Consider the following 20674-nt stretch of genomic DNA (forward strand, 5'->3'; position numbering starts at 1 on the left):
CTCGCCAGCAGCGCTGCTCTCTCGTCGTCGGCCACAAAGATCACGCTATCGGCCCCAGGCGACGCACGGTCATGTAATTAGCTTAACGCTAAGGTTTTGATTAGCCCAAAGCTAAGTTTCGTGCTGGAGAGGAACCACGATGACCACACCACAGACGATTGATCTGGACGCCCTGCGCGCGAAGTATGCGGCCGAACGGAACCGCCGGATCCGCCCCGACGGCGCGCGCCAATACCGTCGCGCGGCGGGCGCTTTCGGCTATTACGCCAAGGATCCTTACACCGAAGGGGTGGAACGCGCGCCGGTCGAAGACCGAGCCGAAGTGCTCGTCATCGGCGCCGGCTTCGGCGGGCTGCTCACCGCGGCAAACCTGCGGAAGGCCGGTGTCGACTCCATCCGGCTCATGGACGAGGCGGGTGATGTGGGCGGCACCTGGTACTGGAACCGCTACCCGGGCATCCATTGCGACATCGAGTCGTACGTCTACATGCCGCTCTTGGAGGAGGTCGGGACCGTTCCAAGCTGGCGGTATGCCCCCGGGGAGGAGATCCGCCAACATGCGGTGGCCATCGCCGAGAAGTTCGGCCTCTATTGCGACATCTTGTTCCAGACCCGTGCCACCTCGCTGGATTGGGACGAGGAGGCCGGCGAGTGGCTGGTGAGCACCGACCGTGGTGACCGTTTCCGTGCTCGCTTCGTGATCACCTCCTCCGGCACCCTGACCCAGCCGAAGCTTCCGGGTATCCCCGGCATCGAGGACTTCACCGGTCACACCTTCCACACCAGCCGGTGGGACTACGAGTACACCGGCGGCGACCAGAACGGCGGGCTCGCCGGCCTAGCCGACAAGCGCGTCGCCGTGATCGGCACCGGTGCCACCGGCCTCCAGGTCGTGCCGCACCTTGCCGCCGACGCTGGCCACTTGTTCGTGTTCCAGCGCACCCCGTCGACCGTGGACGTGCGCGACAACCACCCGACCGATCCCCGGTGGGCGGCATCCCTTCAACCCGGGTGGCAGCGGAAAAGGATGGAGAACTTCCTCGAAGTCCTGGCCGGCGAGCGCGTCGAGGAGTCGCTCGTGCAGGACGGCTGGACCCAGACCGTCCGGTTGCAGCGCAAGATGCTGTCTGGCGCCGTCGGTACCAGCATCCCAGAGGAGCAGCGCGAGCTGGAGGACGAACTGGCCGACGCCGCGACCATGAATCGGATCCGGCAACGCGTCGAGAGCATCGTCGAGAACACCGCGACCGCTGAGGCGCTCAAGCCGTGGTACCGCTACATGTGCAAACGTCCTGGCTTCAGCGACACCTACCTCCGGGCGTTCAACCGCCCCAATGTGACTCTGGTCGACACCGCCGACACGGGCGGCATCACCCGTATGACCATAACCGGCATCGTCGTCGGTGACACGGAGTTCGACGTCGACTGCGTTATCTTCGCAACCGGCTTCGAGACCGGTGTCTCCGGAGTTCTCTCGGGCACCCTCCCGGTGACGGGACGGGACGGTGTCCAGTTGCTTGAGGCCTGGGCCCGCGGCCCGCGTACTCTCCACGGCTTCTACAGCCATGGGTTCCCGAACCTCTTCCAGCTCGGCGCGCTGCAGAACGCGAACAGCGTCAACTTCGTCCACATCCTCACCGAACAAGCCGAGCACATCGCTGCCGTCATCGCCCGCGCATACGACGTGTGCGCGGCGCGCATCGAGCCCACCGCCCAGGCTGAAGAGGAGTGGGTGCAGACGGTGCACAGCACCTCCGCAGACATGCGGAGGTTCGCCGCGGAATGCACCCCTGGCTATTACAACGGCGAGGGCACTGCGTCAGCCACCGGAATGACCTTCAGCCCTGGTCCCGTGGTCTTTCACCGCATCCTGCGTGAGTGGCGCGCCGGTGACATGAGCGACGTTCTCGTCGGTGCCGACCTCTATTCACCGATCCCTGCACGGTGAGCGAACACAACGAGCTGTGCCCGATCCCGTGCACCAACCTTGGCCATCGCCCGGTTGGCGTGGGTCTTGACCGTGAACGGGGAGACGAACAAGTCGGCAGCGATCTCCTCGTTCGTGCGGCCCGAAGTGACTGCGACCACAACATCGTGCTCACGTGGGGTGAGGTGGGAGAACCGCTCCGCCAGCTGTGGATCGATGTCCCGCGCGCGCGGCTCGCTCATGCGTCCGATGAGGACGGCCGCAGCGGCAGCGGAGAGAGCACCCGCACCGCGGGCGACCTCGGCGATCCCGGCCGCGAGCTGGGCCGGACCCACGCTCTTACCTAAGAAACCATTCGCCCCCGCCCGGACTGCCGCGACCACGTTCTCATCGTGCTCGAATGTCGTCAGGACGATGACCTTGACCTGCGCGGGCGAGTATTGCTCGCGAATACGCCGGGTGGTCTCGACTCCGTCGATCCCCGGCATCCGGATGTCCATCAGAACGACATCGACTTCGTTTGAAGCGAGCGCGTCCAGGGCCAGAAATCCATCCCCGACGTCGGCGACGACCTCGAGTCCCGGCTGCGCCTGAAGTATCGTCCGCAGGCCGGCTCGAATCATTTCCTGGTCATCGACGATCAACACTCGGATCATGTGTCGTGTCCTTTCGCAATCGGCAACTCCGCGCGGACTCGGAATCGAGCCGGCTCGGCCTCGACCGTCAGTCCCCCGCCGATCGACTCGATGCGCTCGCGCATTCCTACGAGACCGAATCCCCGCCGAGCGGGTGGGTCCGCGTCCTGCGCGCAGTCATTCTCCACCTCGATACGGAGTACGCCGTTCGTTTCACGAAGCGACAGAGCGACGCTCCCCGTGCCGTGCTTCTCTGCGTTGGTGAGGGCTTCCTGGACGAACCGATAGGCAGCGACGTCGGAAGGCTGATCGAGTTTCACGTCGTCAGCCGATATCCGATCGTCGATTCTCATCCCCGCGTCGCGGAAGGCTGAAATCAGGGCGGGCAGACGAGTGATCCCGACCACCGGCTCGTCTGTTTGCCACCCCTCGTCTCCACGACGGAGGATCTCGAGAATCTGCTGGATCTCCTGGAGAACTCGTTGCACGCTTCCCCGTGCCGCATTGAGCGCACTCCGAGCGCCATCTAAATCCGAGCCGAGGCTGACCTCCGCGGCACCGAGGTTCATGCTGATGAGGGCCACCTCATGACCGACCGCATCGTGTAGATCGCGGGCGATGCGCAAACGCTCCTCGGCGACGCGTCGCTCCGCTTCGAGCTCGCGGGTTTCCACCGCGTCTGCCGCCTGCCGCCTGAGGGCATACCAATATGCTCGGTTCGCACGGAGAGCCGATCCGGCGGCGCCGGCCGCAACGCACAGCGTGGTCGCGACGAGCGCCGGAGCGGCGTCCCACGCACCTTCCCGATGCGCGAGCGAGAGGTATACAACAACGGCAGCGAAGGCCGTGGCTAGAAGCGGATTGACACCTCGGATCGTCACAGAGAACAGGGTGATCACAACGATCGACCACGCACCGACATCTTGTACGCCGACCAGGGAAGCCACCAGGGTAGCGGCCACGACGAGCACAAGGCCGACGACGGGGTACCTGCGCGCCAGCAGAGCGCCGGCCGCACTGAGGGTGATGCTCGCATAGCCGACTGCCGGTCCCCCCGTGAACGCCGACACGCCAGCCGATGTCGCCGCAGCTGCCAGGCTGACAATGAGGGCACCTCGCTCCAGCAGAGAAGCGCGCACGAACCAGGCGGGTCGAAACCAATCCGCGGGTGGCGTCGTCGTCATTGATCTATTCTCCGCGGACCGTGGGTCTTACGCCTACTGCGTTCGGATGAGGTAGGGCAGTTCAATCGGCCGACGACGGCGGCGGACCGTCTATCAACACCGGAGCGTAACCAACAATCCGACAAGAAGAGTCGTTGAAACGACGAGAAGCATGCGCCCCGTTATCCGCGCATCGACGATGAATCGGATCAGCATCCGCAGGGCACCCGCACAGGCGTTCAGCGTGGCTCAACTCGTGGTCGCCGTTCCGCTTTGCGTCGGGGGCACCCTCCTTCAGACAGCCGGAGCGTCGGCCGCGCCTATCGGACATCAGTACAAGGGCCCGGATTCAGGAACGAGCGGCGGAAAGGCGTGCCTGAGACGGACCAAAGGAGCAAGAGACGGAGGAGGGAGCACGGGGGAAGAAGCAAGAGAAGAAGGAGCGCGATACGGCAAGAGACGATGACCCAACGTGAAAACACATATGAGGAGTCGCAATCCAATTCGAAACGCAATAAACGTAATGCACGTAGGCACTCTTCGAGATGTGCGCGCCGAATGCGCGCCGGATGGAGCGCGTGACCGGAAGTTCTAAGTGTGAGAGGTGGAGTGGCGCGCTGGAAGCGCGGTCAGGCGGCCCAGGGGGTCAAGCAGGCGGTGCATTACGCCTTCGGCGGCGTCTGTGACGCGACCTTGACGGCCAAGACTGCCGAAGGTGCGCTGGCCGCGGCCGACTACGCGGACGCGGTGATGACCCGATACATCGTCGAGAATGGTGCCATCCGTGACGACCTGGTCACGCGTTCGCAGTTGAAGGATTGGGTCGATGGCGTCGACCCGCTGACCGGAGAGCGACGGGGTCGGAATCTTGAGTCGCCGGCCGCCGATCTGATCCTGGATGCGACCATCAACGCGCCGAAGTCGTTCTCGATTGCGGCGATGCTGGACCCGGAGTTGGCGGCCGCGTACGAGGATCTGCAGGACCGGCTCCGGGATCGGATCATCAAGCTGTGGCAGACCGAGCTCAACGCGCGCCGCGGGAAACAGGGCGCCATCCGTGAGAACCTCGCCCGCATCGAGGTCGCCGAGTTGCGGCACGAACGGTCCCGCTCGCTGGACCCGCACAAGCACCGGCACCTATGGCTGAACGTCAAGGTCCAAGGGCTCGACGGGAAATGGTCGAACGTCGACACCCGGGTTGCACTGCGGTTCCAGAACGTCGTCAATGCCGAGGGCGATCTCGCCTCCCGGACCGACCCCGCCTGGATCCGAGCTCTCGCTTCCAAAGGGTTCACCCTCAACGAAGACGGGGAAATCACCCAACTCCAGCACCTCGTTCGGCCGCTGTCAAAGCGGTCCGCACAGATCGAAGCCAACAAGGTCACCCGCACCGCCTGGTGGAAGCGACAGCACCCCGAGCAGGAGCCCTCCCACGATGTGCTGAACCAGATCGATCACTGGGCGTGGGCGGTTGGCCGGCCCAACAAGCCCGGTGCGCTGAACGAGGACGACTGGGCCGCGCTCGTCCGTGCAGAGCTCGTCACTGCTGACCCGACCCTCGGCATGCAGCGTTCTCCAGCGCAGCTGCCTTCTGTCGCCGTCCGGGATCTCGACCTCGAATTGCTAGCAGCGAAGGCCGTCGTCGACGCGGACGCCCGATCAACCGGCAACGGCGGTCGGTTCAGCGTCATGGACGTTCGGGCCGGCGCGCTCCGTGCGATCGCCGCAACCGGCGTTGTCGCCGACCGAGACGAACTCGCCGGCATCGCTGATGCGGTCGTTGCGCACTCGAATACCGTGACGCTGATCGCCGAACCGCACGCCCCGAAGCACGTCAAACACCTTATGGCGGTCTCGACCGCCACACTGAAGGCCACCCTCGCCCAAAAGGTCGAGGCGCTCTCCGCGCCCGGGCAGGTGCTCGACATCGAAGAGGTCGCCGCGATCGGCCGCGCGATCGAACCCGATCGCACACTGGATGACGGGCAGCTCGCCGGCGCGGCCGCGATCGCCGGCACGTCGCGCAACGTCGTCATCTCCGGCCCGGCCGGCACCGGCAAGACGACAATGCTCAAGGTCGCTGGCGCCGCTCTGCGGCGACGCGGCCACAACATGATCATTGTTGCGCCAACCAAGAAAGCTTCCGCTGTAGCCGGGCGCGAGACGATGAGCTCGTCGTCATCCCTCCACCAACTCCTCCATGACTACGGATGGCGGTGGGGGACTGCCGCGTCTGGAGCAACCGAGTGGAAGCGGCTCTCCATCGGCGAGAAGGACGCGGCGTCGGACGAGCCTTATCGAGGCCCACGGACGAGAATCAACCCCGCTGATCGCATCGTCGTGGACGAGGCCGGCATGCTGGATCTCGAGGCCGCGTCCGCACTACTCGATGTCATACATTCCACCCGTGCAAGTGTCGCCTTGATCGGGGATCAGCGACAGGCGTTACCAGTCGGGCACTCGGGCGCTATGGCACTTTTCTGGCGCCGTTCGCTCCGGCACGTGGAACTCACGACTACTCATCGTTTCGACGATCCGGATTGGGCGGATCTTGCGATGCGACTTAGAGAGCCGCGGAGCGAAGACGAAATGCGCGATGTGGCTGATGATCTGATTCGGACCAACCACGTCGTGATGACAACCAGCGACGTCACAGCGCGAGAGGCGATGGTCGAAGGATGGTTCGCCGCGGTACAACGCTGCGAGACGATATCACTGGTGACAGCTACTTATGAGGAAGCCCAGGAGATCAGCGAAGCCATCCAGAGCCGACGAATCGCCTCCGGGGGAATATCCACCGCGGTCGCTATGACCGGGCAACTAGGTCAAGCGATCTTCGTTGGGGACGTAGTCCAGACCCGACGCAACGACAGCTCTGCTGATGTTCAGAACCGCCAGAACTGGGTCGTGAAGACAATCCGCAAGGATCACGTGATCCTTGCGGCGAGCGCCGACACGACCGACCTGCGGAAGGTTAGCCTCGCTTACGCCGAATCCCACATCCACCTTGCATACGCGACGACCGTCTACGGAGTCCAAGGCGAGACGACGGACCGATCGCTCGTGGGACCTGGCGTCGATGCTGCTGGCTTGTATGTCGGTCTCACCCGCGGCAAGGCGCACAATGCAGCGGTCCTCGTGGCTCCGACAGCGAACTCTGCAAAGTTGCAACTGATCGAGATGATGCAACGCGAATCCGTGGAGGAGACCATGGAAAAGTCGCGTGCAGCTGCGCAGACCGAACTCCGACGGGCTGCGCAGTCCGCCACCGGAGCGATCGTCACTCCGAGCGATCGCCTGATGACTTCGGCTGACATGAAATGACCAGGCCTGTGGCTCTATCGGGCGAGACCAGTCGAATACAGCTCGCGCCCGAGCAGATTGCCTCCATCCAGAGTTCCACCCTGTGGGTCGAATCCGAAGATGGCGACTCCGAGTTCGTCGGCCCTGTCGACGGCCTGCGGGAGCACGCCGTACCGAGCGAAGATCAACCCGCGTCGTCCGTCGGCCACCGAAACCGACGCCGCTCTGTTCACCTTGGCGATGTCGAGATTCCCACGTTGATTGTCAACCCACGCCAAGTAGCGTCCACTGTAAAGGTCGCACGCCAGAACCGCGGCTCCAGAAGCCACGACGGTATCCACAGCGCCGAGGTAGATCATCCACTCGCGGCACAGGTCGATTGCTTCATCGTCGGAAGCACCCCAAGGCTTCGACTCCGGAGGCTGCAGTTGCACAAGACCAGTTTGCCCGAGACTGCCGACCGCGCCACTTGTGGTCCTTCTCGCGAGGAAGTGATGTCAGCACTAAGGCATAGCGTGGCTCCACTCGCCTCATCGGAGGGCAAAGTCTCGATCGGCGATTGGAGCTGAGGCATGGGAAGCATTCACGCCTACGAAACGGCCAACGGCAAGCGATACCGCGTCCAATACAGAACACCCGAGCGCGACCTCACGGGTAAACGCGGCTTCCGAACGAAACGAGATGCCGAGCTATTCCTGGCTTCCGTTGAAGTAGCGAAAGCTCGGGGCGAGTTCCTCGACGCTCGGGCCTCACGATCCACAATCAGCACCCTCGGCGCCGAATGGCTCGCCAACCAACACCATCTGAAGCCCTCATCGCTTAGGCCTGTCGAGATCGCGTGGCGGCTCCACGTCGAGCCGAAATGGGGAAGTCGCCCAGTGGGCGAAATCCGTCACTCGGAGGTACAGAACTGGATAACAGCGTTCACCAAAGGCGACGGCAAACCGCGCTCGGCGACAACCGTCCTTCGCGCCTACGGCGTCCTCGCGGGGATCCTCGATACCGCCGTCATGGATCGTCGGATTCCCTCGAATCCAGCGCGCGGCGTCAACCTGCCCCGAAAGCTCAAGGGGAAGCACAAGTACCTCAGCCATTCCCAGGTTGATCTCCTCGCCGAAAGCGCAAAGAAGCACCGGACCATGGTTCTGTTCCTCGCCTACACGGGCCTGCGATGGGGCGAAGCGACCGCCCTGCATGTGAGCGATGTGGATCTGAGTCGCCGGCGCGTCGATGTACACGAGAACGCGGTAGAGGTGTCGGGCACGATCCATGTCGGTACGCCCAAAACGGGCGAAGCTCGCAGCGTCCCGTTTCCGCCGTTCCTCGCACCCCTCCTTAGGGCACTCACCGAGAATAAGACCTCAACGCAATTAGTCTTTGGCGACGGGGACAACTACCTGCACCAACCAGATCGTCGCCGGGGTTGGTATGTCTCTGCGATCGCGCGATCACAGACCCTGGACAAGAACTTCCCACGTGTCACGATCCATGACCTGCGGCACACCGCCGCGAGCCTGGCAATCAGCGCCGGAGCCAACGTTAAGGCTGTGCAACGGATGCTTGGGCATTCGTCGGCAGCGATGACCCTCGACACCTATGCAGATCTATTCGACGACGACTTGGATGCTGTCGCCCTGGCTCTGGATACCGCGCGAGCGACGGCCACAGATGTAGTCAAAATGTAGTCAAACGCCTGAGCCCGGGAAAGCGAAAACCCCCGGATCCCTTGTAAACACTGGGATCGCGGGGGCTTGCACGTGGCGGTACCGGTGGGATTTGAACCCACGGTGGGCTTTCACCCACACAACTTTTCGAGAGTTGCACCTTCGGCCGCTCGGACACGGTACCGCCGACCATCGTACGCGATTCGGACCGACGTCTCCAATCGGCGGACGCCGTCGGCCGAGGTCGGCAAGTGGGCCGGCGCGCGGGCTGGGAGCGCTCTGCCGCACCGGCCCGCACCCGGGGTACTCTGCCGTGCATGAGAGCTCTCCGCCGCATCCTCTCCGCCGCGGCCGGCCTCGTCATCGGGGCCGCGGTCGCCCTCCTGGGATGGCAGCGCGTCCGCGCCAAGCAGGCGGCGGTCGCCGAAGGACGCGTGCGGCTCAACGAGACGTTGCCCGTCCATTCGAAGTGGTGGCGGGATGCGGCCAAGGATCCCGGCGAGCTGCTGTACGTGGCGATCGGCGACAGTGCGGCGCAAGGGATCGGGGCATCCGCCCCGAAGAACAGCTACGTCGGTGTGATCGCGGACCATCTGCGCGCGGTGACGGGGCGGTCGGTGCGCGTCGTCAATCTGTCGGTCTCCGGCGCGACGGTGGCGCTCGCGGTCGCGGACCAGCTGCCACGAATAGCGGCGCTGGAGCCGGACATCGTCACCGTGTCCATCGGGGCGAACGACATCGCGGCTTTCGATCCGGCACTCTTCCGGGAAGGGCTGCGGGCCGTCTTCGCGGCCGTCCCCGAACACGCCATCGTCGCCGACCTGCCCTACTTCTACCTGCCGCGGAACGAGCGGCTCGTCGCGGAGGGCAACCGCATCCTCCGTGAGGAAGCCGCCGCGCGCGGACTCGTCGTCGCGCCCCTCCACGCCACCATGCGGCGGCAGGGGCTGCGCGGCGCGCTCACGCAGTTCGCCGAGGACCTCTTCCACCCGAACGACCATGGCTACCGAGTGTGGGCGTCGGCATTCCTGCCCACGGTGACCGCCCGGGCACGGGAGCTGTATCCACGGGACGGCCACGCATCCGCCGGCCCCGCTGATCGCCGGACCGTCAGCGCGTGACCTCCGCCGGGGCGAGGTGGGTGAGGAGCCGGTCCCAGGCCGGCACGATCGCCAGGTGCCCGACGCCGGGCACCACTTCGAGCTCCGCATCGGGCAGAGCACGCTGATACCAGGAGCCGTGCGCCACGCCGGCGAGCGCATCCGCCTGGCCTGAGACGATGAGCGTCTTGGCCTTCACCTCCGCCGGGTCGAAGCCCCAGGGACGTGCGGTGTAGCTCAGGATGTCGGCGGCCACACCACGCGCACCCTGGCGGAACGCATCCATCAGCATGCGGCCGAGGCGGTCGCGGACGCCGCGACGCGCCAACGCTTGCTCATCCACCGCGCCGATTCCGATGAACTCGACGGGCACCTCGTCGGGCTGAGTGGCCGCCCGCACGGCATCCACCTGGCCCTGCAGCATCCCGCTCAGACGGTCGATCGCCTCGTCGGGGGCGAGTGCGCCCAGCTGGTCCGAGAGCGCCTGCAACTGCGGGTCGATCCACGGTACGGCGTCGTTCGGAGCGGGCGTTCCGACGATGGCGACCCGGTCGACGAGCTGCGGATGGCGCGCAGCGAATGCGAGGGCCACGCGACCTCCGGCGGACCACCCGACGATGCCGACCGTGCGGGGACGGCTGACGCCGATCACCGACTCCGCGAGGACGACGGAGCGCACGTACTCCGCGATGTCGTCCGCCGCCTGCGTGATGCTGGGCCACGTGCCGTGTGGCCAGGGATCGCTGGAGCCGTAACCCGGCCGGTCGAGCGAGACGACGTGCGCTCGGCTCGTGGTCGAGGCGTCCGGATCGGGGTCGAAGCCGGAGGCGCCGGGAGCCGGGTGGCAGAAGATCACGAGTCGCTCGGCGTCGGCGTCGCCGAAACCGGTGAGTCCGACGACGCGGCCGGAGCGGAGGGTGAAGGTGCGAGCAGCCATGCGGCCCATTGTGCACGCGGGTACCGACATTGGGGAGGTCTCCACGAGACCGCGCACGGCGGCGCCGCCGCCCCCGCGTGACCCGGAAGAAATGCTCACAGCATCGCGATCGCGGGAGATGTCCACAGGTCGCCGCGATCCTTCCGGCAATGACGGTGGCCGCCCGTAGTGTTGAGCCCGATCGAGGAGGTGCCGTGCCGAAGGCGTCTATCAACTACCGCTGCTCCGAATGCGGTTGGTCCACGGCCAAGTGGGTCGGCCGTTGTCCGGACTGCGAGGCCTGGGGAACGGTCGCCGAGACCGCGCAGCCGACGGGCGTGCTCCGGGCGATCAAGCCGGTGACGATCGCGGCCGGCCGGGAGGCACGCTCGATCACCGACATCCGGGCCGACAACGCTCACCGGCGGCCGAGCGGTATCGGGGAGTTCGACCGCGTGCTCGGCGGCGGGATCGTTCCGGGCGCGGCGATCCTGCTCAGCGGCGAGCCGGGGGTCGGCAAGTCGACGCTGTTGCTCGAGGTCGCCTCCCGAGCGGCACAGGCCAACAGGCGGGTGCTGTATGTGAGCGCCGAGGAGTCGGTGAGCCAGGTGAGGATGCGCGCCGAGCGCACCGACGCCGTCCACGACGAGCTGTTCCTGGCCTCCGAGACCGACCTGGCGACGATCATCGCGCAGATCGACGCGGTCGACCCGGCTCTCGTCATCGTGGACTCGGTCCAGACCGTGTCCAACGGATCCACGGACGGCATCGCCGGCGGACCCAGCCAGGTGCGCGAGGTGGCGAGCGCGCTCATCCGGATCGCGAAAGAACGGGACCTTCCGGTGGTGATCGTCGGCCATGTCACGAAGGACGGCTCGATCGCCGGTCCCCGCCTGCTGGAGCACCTTGTGGATGTGGTGTGCCAGTTCGAGGGCGACCGGCAGACCGCTCTGCGGTTCATCCGCGCTCTCAAGAACCGCTTCGGCCCCACCGACGAGGTCGGCTGCTTCGAGATGACCGGCGAGGGCATCGCCGAGGTTCCCGATCCGAGCGGGCTCTTCCTCAGCCGCAACACCACCCCCGTCTCCGGGACCTGCGTGACGGTCGCGATGGAAGGCCGGCGGCCGTTGCCCGTCGAGGTGCAGGCGCTCGTCGTGGCGACGACGGCGCCCAACCCGCGCCGGGTCACGAACGGTGTGGATGCGTCCCGCGTCGCGATGCTGCTGGCCGTCCTCGAACGGCGCGCCGGCATCCGGCTCGGCGACAAGGACGTCTACGTGTCGACGGTCGGAGGAGTCCGGCTGTCCGAGCCCGGTGCCGACCTCGCCATCGCGCTCGCGATCGCATCCGCGGCGAGCGACCGTCCCATCCCGCATACCCTCGCCGCCTTCGGCGAGATCAGCCTCGCCGGCGAGATCCGTCCCGTCGTCAGCGGAAAGCAGCGCACGGCGGAAGCCGCGCGTCTCGGCTTCGCCACACGCGTCGACGACCGCAGCGCATCGATCCGCGAAGCCCTCCGTCTGGCGTTCACCGCCGCATCGACGGACCGTGAACGCGAACTCGACGCAGCCTTCTGAGCAGTTCGTCGAATTCCGCCCCACCCGTCCGACGTCCTGGTGAGAACATCCATCGCCGGAAGGAACGACCATGCCGCAGTACGCCATCTTCATCTACTACGACACCACCGCCGACCACGACGCCGCCGAACTCGCCGAACACGACGAGCACTCGGCAGACCTGATCCGCTCCGGCGCCCTCACCGCCGCCTACGCCCTCACCTCGGCTGCGTCCGCCCGATCGATCCGCGGGAGCGGGATCACCGACGGACCGTACACCGAGAGCAAAGAGCTGGTCGGCGGCATCGGCATCATCGAAGCACCCGACCTGGATGCTGCGGTCGCCATCGCGCGCCGCAATCCCGCGACCCGGCACGGCTCAGGGGTCGAGGTGCGAGAGATCGAAGGCGCCTACACGCGCCGCGTCACTTCAGAATGAACTGCTTCGTCTGCGCGCTCTTGATCCCCGAGACCGTCGTCTCGAGGTGATACGAGGCGCCCGCCGCCGGGACCTGCTCGCGCTTCGCCTGGCACGTGGACGGGTCTGAGCGCGTCCGGTCCCAGGTGATCGGCACCTTCGACGAGATGGTCTTGGCCGGCTGGAGCAGCACCACCGCATCCACCTTTCCGGTCTGGCAGTCCGTCGACTTCCAGTAGACCTCGGCACCGCTCGTGATGGTGAACACCTGCTGCGCCGTCCCGGCGTCGATGGTGCAGGCTTTCGAACCCGTGTTGGTCAGCGCCACCGACAACTGCGGCAGCTCACCTGCCGCGTAGACGTCCTTGTCGGTGACCGCCTCCACCGTGATGTCGGCGGGCTTGCACGGCTGGCCGTCGGCAGAGGCGCTCGTGGTCGGGATAGTCGTCGCCGCGGCGTGCGGAGCGGCCGTCGCCGCCGCCGTCGGAGAGCTCGTACTGCCCGCACCAGAACGGTGGCTGGCGGGCTCGCCGCTCGAGGAACCGGGCCGGACGACGATGAGCACGATGACGACCACCACGGCGATCACACCGAGAAGGACGATGAGCCGGCGACGCCAGTAGACGCTGCTCGGCTGCGGGCCGACCGGGCGCTTGATCGTCGACATGCCCGCACTATAACGACGGCCCGGCGATGCGCCCGTCAGGCGCGCCCGGCCTTCAGCGAGTGCTCGCCAGGTGCTTCAGCATTCGCGTGTTCCCGAGGGTGTTGGGTTTCACCCGCGCGAGGTCGAGGAACTCCGCCACACCTTCGTCGTTCGAGCGCACCAGCTCCGCGTAGAGCTGAGGATCGACGGCTTCAGCACCCATGTCCTCGAACCCGTTCCGCGCGAAGAAGCCCACCTCGAAGGTCAGGCAGAACAGCCGGTCCAGGCCGAGCTCGCGGGCATCCTCCTCCAGCCGGGCCAGGAGGGCGTGACCGACGCCCCGCCCGAGCCAGTCCTCGGAGACGGCGAGAGTGCGCACCTCGCCCAAGTCCTTCCACATCACGTGCAGCGCTCCGCAGCCGATCAGGCGCCCCTCGGCGTCCTCCGCCACGCGGAACTCCTGCACCGCCTCGTAGAAGGTCACCGTCTCCTTGCCGAGGAGGATGCGTCGCTGCACGAGCGGCCCGACGAGTTCCTGGATGCCCTGGACGTCATCCGTCCGCGCCCGCCGGATACTGAACCCTGGTCCGCTGTCGCTCACCGTTCCACCCTACCGATCGCCGGCCCTCCCCCGGCGCGGCCCGGTCGCCGAGAGAGGCAGCGGCCCGCGTCCGGACGCCGACCCCACAGACGCCGAAAGGGCCGGCCTCCGAAGAGACCGGCCCGATCGAACGGTACGTCAGCTGTTGGCAGCGAGATCCGGTGACGCCGGACCGGTGCCGATCGCAGCCGTCGAGTTGATCCCGGCGCCGATCGGCTCCTGGCGGGCGGTCGTCGTGAAGACGAACTCGCCATCCGTGAAGTCCGCGTGGACGTGGTCGCCGGAGTTCAGCTCGCCGTGCAGGATCTTCTCGCTCAGCCGGTCCTCGATCTCGTGCTGGACCGCGCGGCGCAGCGGACGGGCGCCGAGTGTCGGGTCGAACCCGACATCGATCAGCCGCTCCTTGGCCGGGAGGGTCAGCTCGATGGTCATGTCGCGGTCGAGCAGGCGGGTCGAGAGGCGCTTGATGAACAGGTCGACGATCTGCAGCAGCTCCTTCTTGTCCAGCTGCGGGAACACGATGATCTCGTCGACGCGGTTCAGGAACTCGGGCTTGAAGTTCTTCTTGAGCTCCTCGTAGACCTTGCCGCGCATCCGGTCGTAGCCGGTCTGCGTGTCGCCCTCGATCTGGAACCCGACGGGGCCGCCGGAGATGTCCTTCGTGCCGAGGTTGGTGGTCATGATGATCACCGTGTTCTTGAAGTCGACGACGCGTCCCTGGCCATCCGTCAGGCGTCCCTCCTCCAGGATCTGGAGCAGCGAGTTGAAGATGTCCGGGTGCGCCTTCTCGATCTCGTCGAACAGCACGACGCTGAACGGCTTGCGGCGGACCTTCTCGGTGAGCTGGCCGCCCTCCTCGAAGCCGACGAACCCGGGAGGGGCACCGAACAGCCGCGAGACGGTGTGCTTCTCGCCGTACTCCGACATGTCGAGCGAGATCATCGCCGACTCGTCGTCGAACAGGAACTCCGCGAGCGCCTTGGCCAGCTCCGTCTTACCGACACCGGTCGGGCCGGCGAAGATGAACGAGCCGGAGGGACGCTTCGGGTCCTTCAGGCCGGCGCGGGTGCGGCGGATCGTCTTGGAGAGCGCCGAGATGGCTTCCTCCTGACCGATGACACGCTGGTGCAGGGCCTTCTCCATGTAGACGAGCCGTGCCGACTCCTCCTCGGTGAGCTTGAACACCGGGATGCCGGTCGCCTGTGCGAGCACCTCGGCGATCAGGCCCTCGTCGACCTCAGCCGTGGTCTTGACGTCGCCCGAACGCCACTGCTTCTCGAGGCGCAGCCGCTCGCCGAGGAGGTTCTTCTCCTCGTCGCGCAGGCTGGCGGCCTTCTCGAAGTCCTGGTCCTCGATCGCGGCTTCCTTCTGTGAGCGGACGGCGGCGATCTTGTCGTCGAACTCCCGCAGCTCCGGCGGAGCCGACAGGATCGACAGGCGCAGGCGGGCGCCGGCCTCGTCGATCAGGTCGATGGCCTTGTCCGGCAGGAACCGGTCCTGGATGTAGCGGTCGGCGAGGTTCGCCGCGGCGACGATGGCGCCGTCGGTGATGGACACCTTGTGGTGCGCCTCGTAGCGGTCGCGCAGCCCCTTCAGGATGTTGATCGCGTGAGGCAGGGACGGCTCCGCCACCTGGATGGGCTGGAACCGGCGCTCGAGCGCGGCATCCTTCTCGAAGTGCTTGCGGTACTCGTCGAGCGTGGTCGCGCCGATGGTCTGCAGCTCACCACGGGCCAGGAGCGGCTTGAGGATGCTGGCCGCGTCGATCGCGCCCTCGGCGGCACCCGCGCCGACGAGCGTGTGGATCTCGTCGATGAAGGTGATGATGTCGCCGCGGGTGCGGATCTCCTTGGTGACCTTCTTCAGGCGCTCCTCGAAGTCGCCGCGGTACCGGGATCCGGCGATAAGGGAGCCGAGGTCGAGCGTGTAGAGCTGCTTGTCCTTCAGCGTCTCCGGGACGTCGCCCCGGACGATCGCCTGGGCGAGCCCCTCGACGACGGCCGTCTTCCCGACGCCCGGCTCACCGATCAGCACGGGGTTGTTCTTGGAGCGGCGCGACAGGATCTGCATGACGCGCTCGATCTCCTTCTCGCGTCCGATCACCGGGTCGAGCTTGTTGTCGCGCGCGGCCTGCGTCAGGTTGCGACCGAACTGGTCGAGGATCTGGCTACCGGCCTGCGCGGTGGTCTGATCGTTGCCTCCGACCTGGACCTGCTCCTTGCCCTGATAGCCGGAGAGAAGCTGGATGACCTGCTGGCGCACCCGGTTGAGGTCGGCGCCCAGCTTCACGAGCACCTGGGCTGCGACGCCCTCGCCCTCGCGGATGAGGCCGAGCAGGATGTGCTCGGTGCCGATGTAGTTGTGGCCGAGCTGGAGGGCCTCCCGCAGGCTCAGCTCCAGCACCTTCTTGGCGCGCGGAGTGAACGGGATGTGCCCGGTCGGCTGCTGCTGGCCCTGACCGATGATGTCCTGGACCTGCTCGCGGACGGCGTCCAGCGAGATGCCGAGCGACTCGAGCGCCTTCGCGGCGACGCCCTCGCCCTCGTGGATCAGGCCGAGCAGGATGTGCTCCGTCCCGATGTAGTTGTGGTTGAGCATCTTGGCCTCTTCCTGGGCCAAGACGACGACCCGGCGGGCTCGGTCGGTGAATCTCTCGAACATGTCAACTCCTCGTTCGACACCGTTGCAGGTTCGGCGTCGATACATCGAGAGTAACCACCGGTTCCGGCTCGTGTGGGCCTGTTCGCCGTGGGCGTGACGTGTCGTTCCGGCCGACGCCGGGAGCGGGCTCAGCCGCAGCAGGCGGGCTCAGCCCTGGCGGGCGGGCAGCGTGAGCGTGGCGTCCGGCAGGACGACCGAAACCTGCGCGGTCTTCGTGATCCGGTCGGGCGTCGTGAACACCGTGGTGTGCGGCACGTAGTCGCGGGTGCAGATGCCGCCCGGCGCCGGGGCGGGCGTTGCGGTGATCCTGTCGTCCCCGGTCGCGGCGATGCTCGCGACCTTCGGTGGGCAGGAGGAGCTGCCGTAGAGGACGATGGCGACCTGCGCACCGTCCTTCAACCAGGCGGCCCAGGATGCGCCTCCCGCGCTGCTCGCCGGTGGCCGGACGCCCTTCGGCTCGCCCGCGTAGTCCGCGACCGGCTTGCCCGCCGCAGCGCTGCATCCGGCGAGCGCGAAGACGACGGCGAGGGCGGCCACGGCGGGCAGGAGTCGAGTCACGGTGCGGGGCACGGGACCATTCTAGGAAGCACCGCTCCGAGCCGGCCGGCCCACGCCTAGGATGCCGGTATGAGCAACCTGGAGCGCGATCCCGCAGAGCTGCTGGCGTCGTCCGCCGTGCTCACGGACACGCGTGTGGAGATCCTCGAACCGAGGGATGTCCCCCTCGGCGGACCCCGGGCGATGACCGTCCGCCGCACGCTCCCACAACGCCGCCGGTCGCTCATCGGCGGCTGGTGCTTCATCGACCATTACGGCCCGGACGACGTGTCGGTGACCGGCGGGATGCGCGTCCCGCCGCATCCCCACACCGGCCTGCAGACGGTCAGCTGGCTCTTCGAGGGCGAGATCGACCATCGCGACAGCGTCGGGAGTCACGCGCTGGTCCGGCCGGGCGAGCTCAATCTGATGGTCGCCGGGCGCGGGATCAGCCACTCGGAGGTCTCGACGGCGGAGACGACGCGATTGCACGGCGTCCAGCTCTGGGTCGCGCTGCCGTCCGCCTCCCGGGAGGTGGCGCCGTTCTTCGAGCACCACACCCCTGTCGCGGGCAGGATCGGCGCGGCGACCGTGAGGACGTTCGTCGGGTCGCTGGCCGGCAGCGGTACGGCTGCGACCGTGTTCTCGCCGCTCGTCGGGGCGGAGATCCTGGTTCCCGCAGGGACGACCACCGAGCTGCCGTTGGACGTGTCGTTCGAGCACGGCATCCTGGTCGACTCCGGCGATGTGACGGTGGAGGGGATGGACGTGCCGGTTTCGCACCTCGCCTACCTCTGTCCTGGGCGAGAGTCCGTCACCGTCCACGCCGGGTCCGCGGCGCGACTGGTGCTGCTCGGGGGTGAGCCTCTCCGCGAGCAGATCGTCATGTGGTGGAACTTCATCGGCCGCAGCCACGACGAGATCGTTGCGTCGCGTGCGGACTGGCAGAGCGAGGTGATCTCCGGCGCCGATCCGGCAGGGCGATTCGGCACGGTCGCCGGCTACGACGGGGCGCCGCTGCCCGCGCCCGAGCTGCCGACGGTGCGTCTCCGCCCTCGCGGCTGAAATATTTGCCAGAACTCGCGTCATAAATCGGCGATCTGTCCGTCTCTTTGTCGGAAGCGGGGCCCGAAGCCCCTTCCGGCCCAACCTCCCGGCGTTGTCGCGCGAGGCGGAGGCCCGACATCCACCCGAAGGAAATCCCGAACAATGGCGCACGCCTCCACCCGAAAGGGCCGCGCTCTCCGCGCGGCCGCCCTCACCCTGCCCGCCCTGGCCCTCACGCTGGGAGGCGGCCTGATCGCCGCGTCCCCGGCGCTCGCCACCACTTCGTCGACCGTGAACCCGCTGGCCGATTACACCGACTGGAACGTCGTCTCGTTCGGCGACACGACCATCCACGCCGAAAGCGAAGGCCCCGTTGCCACCGCGGGAACGCTGACCTTCACCGGCACCAACGTCTCCTTCAGCGCCGCGACTCCGACCGCCCTCCTGACCGGCGGACGCGTGGACTTCGCCGGCTCCAGCGGCACGCTTCGCATCAACAGCAGCGGCGCGATCCGGATCGGCGACCTCAGCAACGCGGACGCGCTGGACGTTGATCAGAACAACGCCATGGTCAACACCCAGGTGGTCGCCGCCGGTGCAGGCTACGGCAGCACCCCGGCGATCGCATCGAGCCACCGGCAGACGTCGCCCGTGGCCGCTCCGGGAGTGTTCGCGTCGACCTTCTCCCCGGCGAAGGCGGTCGCGGCGAGCGCTCAGGTCGCCGCCGCCGCAACGGCCGGCTGCGGCACGGGCCACATCATCGACCCGGCGATCGCGTACGGAAGCGCGAATGTTGACCTCACTCCCGGAGTGAACTTCTGGAACCTGACGGCCGCCCAGCTGTCGTCGATCTCCGCCATCACCTTCGGCGGTTCCGTGGCGCCGAGCCCGGACAACCCCCTCATCGTGAACGTCACCGGGTCCACCCCTGTCACGCTCTCACTGACCATGGCCGGCGCGCGAGACCCGCACGGCATCCTGTTCAACCTCGCGGACGTGACCTCGATCACCCAGGGCGGCGACTCCATCGACGGCTCGATCCTCGCCCCCGACGCCCAGTACACGAAGACCAGCGCCAACCTGCAGGGCACTGCGATCGTCGCTTCGGCCGAGCTCGGCGGGTCGGAGGAGCACTACTTCCCCTTCACCGGGCACATCGATACCTGCACGGAGGGTGGCACGGTGCCTTCCGAGCCGAGCACGGGGTCGGACACACCGAGCACGCCGACGAACCCGACGACACCGACGACCCCGAACACGCCCACCACACCGACGACCCCGACCACGCCGACGACCCCGACGACCCCCACCACGCCGGCCGGCTCCACGCTCCCGGCCTCGTCGACGACCACGCCGGCGCCCGCGACGACAGCTTCCGACACGACCCCCTTCGCGGCACTCGTGAACACCGGCGGCGCCGTAGCGACGTCGAGCCCGGCCTCAGCCTGGGCGATCATCGCAAGCGCCGGTGCGCTCCTGCTCGTCGCGACGATCCTGCTGGTGCTGCGTCGCCGCCTCCGCACTCGTCGCGCCTGACCTCGCGGGAGGTACCCCGTAGTCCGTGCGGCCATGCCCTGTTTTCAGGACATGGCCGTACCTCTGCGTCGTTGACCCCTGAGAACAGGACGCAGTCGTTATGCACAGTCAGCCGGCTGGATGATCTCTCCACAGATTCCCTTCGGTGTCGCGCCGAGACGGTGGAGCACCGGGAGAATGGACCCACCATGCATGCAAACCGCTAGGTTTTTCATGCACTCGACGCTAAGCTGGCGATATGGGAGTTACCGTGCAAGTACGAGATCTGGATCCGGCAGTCAATGACCGCCTCAAGGGGGCTGCGGCGGCCAAAGGGTTGTCCTACTCCGAATATCTGCGAAGGGAGTTGACCCGCATCGCAGAGAAGCTGCGCATCGAAGAACGCTGGCGCGAGGTGACGGCGGCGCACCGGGTGCAAGCCGAGGGCCAAGCGATGGCAGCCGTGTTCGATCGTCCTCGTCTCGACATCCCGCTGGATGAGGTCGTGCAGGGCATTCGAGAAGATCGGGACAGCCGATGATCGCGGCGGTGATGGACTGCAGCGCACTGGTCGAACTTCTGACGACGGACGCCATCACGGCGTTCGAGGAGGGCGGAGAACTGGCCGACAGCATCCTCGTGGCGCCCCACCTCCTCGATCCGGAATTCCTGAGCGCGATGCGTCGCCGCGCGATCCAGCACCCGGAGGAGGCCCAAGCGCTCGAGCAGGTGACGCTCGAGTTCTACCGCCTGGAGATCATGCGGATGGAACACGAACCTCTGTGGATGGAGGCGTGGCGCTGGCGAGACAACCTGAGCGCGTACGACGCGATGTACGTGGCGCTCGCTCACCTGCTGGACCTCCCACTGGTGACCGCCGACGAACGCCTCGCCCTGGCAGCTGACGGCTGGTGCGAAGTGCGGCGGGTCAGCGAGCTGCAAGCCGCCTGACTCGTAAGGAGGGCACGGCGGCGCCGGCACAGAG

Annotated in this window: 18 protein-coding genes and 1 tRNA gene; 10 read left to right on the forward strand and 9 right to left on the reverse strand. The window is 66.9% G+C overall.

All coding sequences use genetic code 11. The features are described 5' to 3' along the window. The first annotated feature begins 139 nt into the window (after positions 1–139). Positions 140–1948, forward strand: coding sequence for a flavin-containing monooxygenase (locus ACPYOG_RS04155; protein ID WP_481292995.1), 1809 nt, complete (start codon positions 140–142; stop codon positions 1946–1948). Here the strand turns inward: ACPYOG_RS04155 and ACPYOG_RS04160 are convergent. Beyond that, complete coding sequence (locus tag ACPYOG_RS04160; RefSeq protein ID WP_481292996.1) at positions 1924–2574, reverse strand: response regulator transcription factor; 651 nt, start codon at positions 2572–2574, stop codon at positions 1924–1926. The two genes, ACPYOG_RS04155 and ACPYOG_RS04160, sit on opposite strands and share 25 nt — an antisense overlap. A 5-nt stretch (positions 2575–2579) precedes the next feature. Further along, positions 2580–3746, reverse strand: coding sequence for a sensor histidine kinase (locus ACPYOG_RS04165; RefSeq protein WP_481292997.1), 1167 nt, complete (start codon positions 3744–3746; stop codon positions 2580–2582). A gap of 588 nt (positions 3747–4334) precedes the next feature. Between ACPYOG_RS04165 and ACPYOG_RS04170 the strand changes: the two genes are divergently transcribed. Then, a complete protein-coding gene (locus ACPYOG_RS04170; protein WP_481292998.1) occupies positions 4335–7049 on the forward strand; it encodes an AAA family ATPase in 2715 nt (904 codons plus the stop codon). A gap of 14 nt (positions 7050–7063) precedes the next feature. Here ACPYOG_RS04170 and ACPYOG_RS04175 read toward each other — a convergent pair whose 3' ends face one another. Beyond that, positions 7064–7462, reverse strand: a complete 399-nt coding sequence (locus tag ACPYOG_RS04175) for a hypothetical protein (RefSeq protein WP_481292999.1) — start codon at positions 7460–7462, stop codon at positions 7064–7066. Positions 7463–7600: 138 nt separating this feature from the next. Between ACPYOG_RS04175 and ACPYOG_RS04180 the strand changes: the two genes are divergently transcribed. Continuing rightward, positions 7601–8713, forward strand: a complete 1113-nt coding sequence (locus tag ACPYOG_RS04180; protein ID WP_481293000.1) for a tyrosine-type recombinase/integrase — start codon at positions 7601–7603, stop codon at positions 8711–8713. 73 nt (positions 8714–8786) lie between these two features. On the opposite strand, the gene ACPYOG_RS04185 is transcribed toward ACPYOG_RS04180, so the two are convergent. Further along, positions 8787–8876: transfer RNA gene (locus ACPYOG_RS04185), tRNA-Ser, on the reverse strand. Positions 8877–9009: 133 nt separating this feature from the next. Between ACPYOG_RS04185 and ACPYOG_RS04190 the strand changes: the two genes are divergently transcribed. Beyond that, a complete protein-coding gene (locus tag ACPYOG_RS04190; RefSeq protein WP_481293001.1) occupies positions 9010–9813 on the forward strand; it encodes an SGNH/GDSL hydrolase family protein in 804 nt (267 codons plus the stop codon). On the opposite strand, the gene ACPYOG_RS04195 is transcribed toward ACPYOG_RS04190, so the two are convergent. Continuing rightward, positions 9803–10729, reverse strand: coding sequence for an alpha/beta fold hydrolase (locus ACPYOG_RS04195; RefSeq protein WP_481293002.1), 927 nt, complete (start codon positions 10727–10729; stop codon positions 9803–9805). The genes ACPYOG_RS04190 and ACPYOG_RS04195 overlap by 11 nt on opposite strands. Before the next feature lie 194 nt (positions 10730–10923). On the opposite strand from ACPYOG_RS04195, the gene radA reads away from it, so the two are divergent. Both radA and ACPYOG_RS04205 read left to right on the forward strand, forming a co-directional pair. Further along, on the forward strand, positions 10924–12285 hold the full coding sequence (gene radA, locus ACPYOG_RS04200) for a DNA repair protein RadA (protein ID WP_481293003.1): 1362 nt from the start codon (positions 10924–10926) through the stop codon (positions 12283–12285). Between the two features lie 70 nt (positions 12286–12355). Next, positions 12356–12703, forward strand: a complete 348-nt coding sequence (locus tag ACPYOG_RS04205) for a YciI family protein (protein WP_481293004.1) — start codon at positions 12356–12358, stop codon at positions 12701–12703. On the opposite strand, the gene ACPYOG_RS04210 is transcribed toward ACPYOG_RS04205, so the two are convergent. The 4 genes from ACPYOG_RS04210 to ACPYOG_RS04225 form a co-directional block, all read right to left on the reverse strand. Beyond that, entirely contained in the window at positions 12690–13349 is a 660-nt protein-coding gene (locus ACPYOG_RS04210; protein WP_481293005.1) for a hypothetical protein, read from the reverse strand. The two genes, ACPYOG_RS04205 and ACPYOG_RS04210, sit on opposite strands and share 14 nt — an antisense overlap. Positions 13350–13401: 52 nt before the next feature. Then, on the reverse strand, positions 13402–13929 hold the full coding sequence (locus ACPYOG_RS04215; protein WP_481293006.1) for an amino-acid N-acetyltransferase: 528 nt from the start codon (positions 13927–13929) through the stop codon (positions 13402–13404). A gap of 138 nt (positions 13930–14067) precedes the next feature. Continuing rightward, a complete protein-coding gene (locus ACPYOG_RS04220) occupies positions 14068–16590 on the reverse strand; it encodes an ATP-dependent Clp protease ATP-binding subunit (RefSeq protein WP_481293007.1) in 2523 nt (840 codons plus the stop codon). A 147-nt stretch (positions 16591–16737) separates the two neighbouring features. Further along, positions 16738–17160 (reverse strand): hypothetical protein, encoded by a 423-nt coding sequence (locus ACPYOG_RS04225; protein WP_481293008.1) that lies wholly within the window; start codon positions 17158–17160, stop codon positions 16738–16740. A 57-nt stretch (positions 17161–17217) separates the two neighbouring features. Here ACPYOG_RS04225 and ACPYOG_RS04230 point away from each other — a divergent pair, with 57 nt between their 5' ends. The 4 genes from ACPYOG_RS04230 to ACPYOG_RS04245 all read left to right on the forward strand — a co-directional run bounded on the left by ACPYOG_RS04230 (position 17218) and on the right by ACPYOG_RS04245 (position 20640). Continuing rightward, positions 17218–18192: a pirin family protein gene (locus ACPYOG_RS04230; RefSeq protein WP_481293009.1), complete on the forward strand. Its 975-nt coding sequence runs from the start codon at positions 17218–17220 to the stop codon at positions 18190–18192. A gap of 144 nt (positions 18193–18336) precedes the next feature. Continuing rightward, the gene (locus tag ACPYOG_RS04235; protein WP_481293010.1) at positions 18337–19710 is read left to right on the forward strand and encodes a collagen-binding domain-containing protein; all 1374 of its coding nucleotides are present in this window, start codon (positions 18337–18339) and stop codon (positions 19708–19710) included. A gap of 238 nt (positions 19711–19948) precedes the next feature. After that, positions 19949–20230, forward strand: coding sequence for a FitA-like ribbon-helix-helix domain-containing protein (locus ACPYOG_RS04240; protein WP_481293011.1), 282 nt, complete (start codon positions 19949–19951; stop codon positions 20228–20230). Positions 20231–20241: 11 nt separating this feature from the next. Then, a complete protein-coding gene (locus ACPYOG_RS04245; RefSeq protein WP_481293042.1) occupies positions 20242–20640 on the forward strand; it encodes a type II toxin-antitoxin system VapC family toxin in 399 nt (132 codons plus the stop codon). Positions 20641–20674: the final 34 nt, after the last annotated feature.

The sequence above is a fragment of the Leifsonia sp. HAY1-4F genome, from assembly GCF_056755275.1.

Bases quoted from the DNA above. Each gene is read 5' to 3' on its own strand.
- ACPYOG_RS04245 (WP_481293042.1), top strand. From the start codon at position 20,242: ATGGACTGCAGCGCACTGGTCGAACTTCTGACGACGGACGCCATCACG.
- ACPYOG_RS04235 (WP_481293010.1), top strand. From the start codon at position 18,337: ATGGCGCACGCCTCCACCCGAAAGGGCCGCGCTCTCCGCGCGGCCGCC.
- ACPYOG_RS04205 (WP_481293004.1), top strand. From the start codon at position 12,356: ATGCCGCAGTACGCCATCTTCATCTACTACGACACCACCGCCGACCAC.
- ACPYOG_RS04240 (WP_481293011.1), top strand. From the start codon at position 19,949: ATGGGAGTTACCGTGCAAGTACGAGATCTGGATCCGGCAGTCAATGAC.
- ACPYOG_RS04180 (WP_481293000.1), top strand. From the start codon at position 7,601: ATGGGAAGCATTCACGCCTACGAAACGGCCAACGGCAAGCGATACCGC.
- ACPYOG_RS04155 (WP_481292995.1), top strand. From the start codon at position 140: ATGACCACACCACAGACGATTGATCTGGACGCCCTGCGCGCGAAGTAT.
- ACPYOG_RS04165 (WP_481292997.1), bottom strand. From the start codon at position 3,746: ATGACGACGACGCCACCCGCGGATTGGTTTCGACCCGCCTGGTTCGTG.
- ACPYOG_RS04210 (WP_481293005.1), bottom strand. From the start codon at position 13,349: ATGTCGACGATCAAGCGCCCGGTCGGCCCGCAGCCGAGCAGCGTCTAC.
- ACPYOG_RS04230 (WP_481293009.1), top strand. From the start codon at position 17,218: ATGAGCAACCTGGAGCGCGATCCCGCAGAGCTGCTGGCGTCGTCCGCC.
- ACPYOG_RS04195 (WP_481293002.1), bottom strand. From the start codon at position 10,729: ATGGCTGCTCGCACCTTCACCCTCCGCTCCGGCCGCGTCGTCGGACTC.
- ACPYOG_RS04190 (WP_481293001.1), top strand. From the start codon at position 9,010: ATGAGAGCTCTCCGCCGCATCCTCTCCGCCGCGGCCGGCCTCGTCATC.
- ACPYOG_RS04220 (WP_481293007.1), bottom strand. From the start codon at position 16,590: ATGTTCGAGAGATTCACCGACCGAGCCCGCCGGGTCGTCGTCTTGGCC.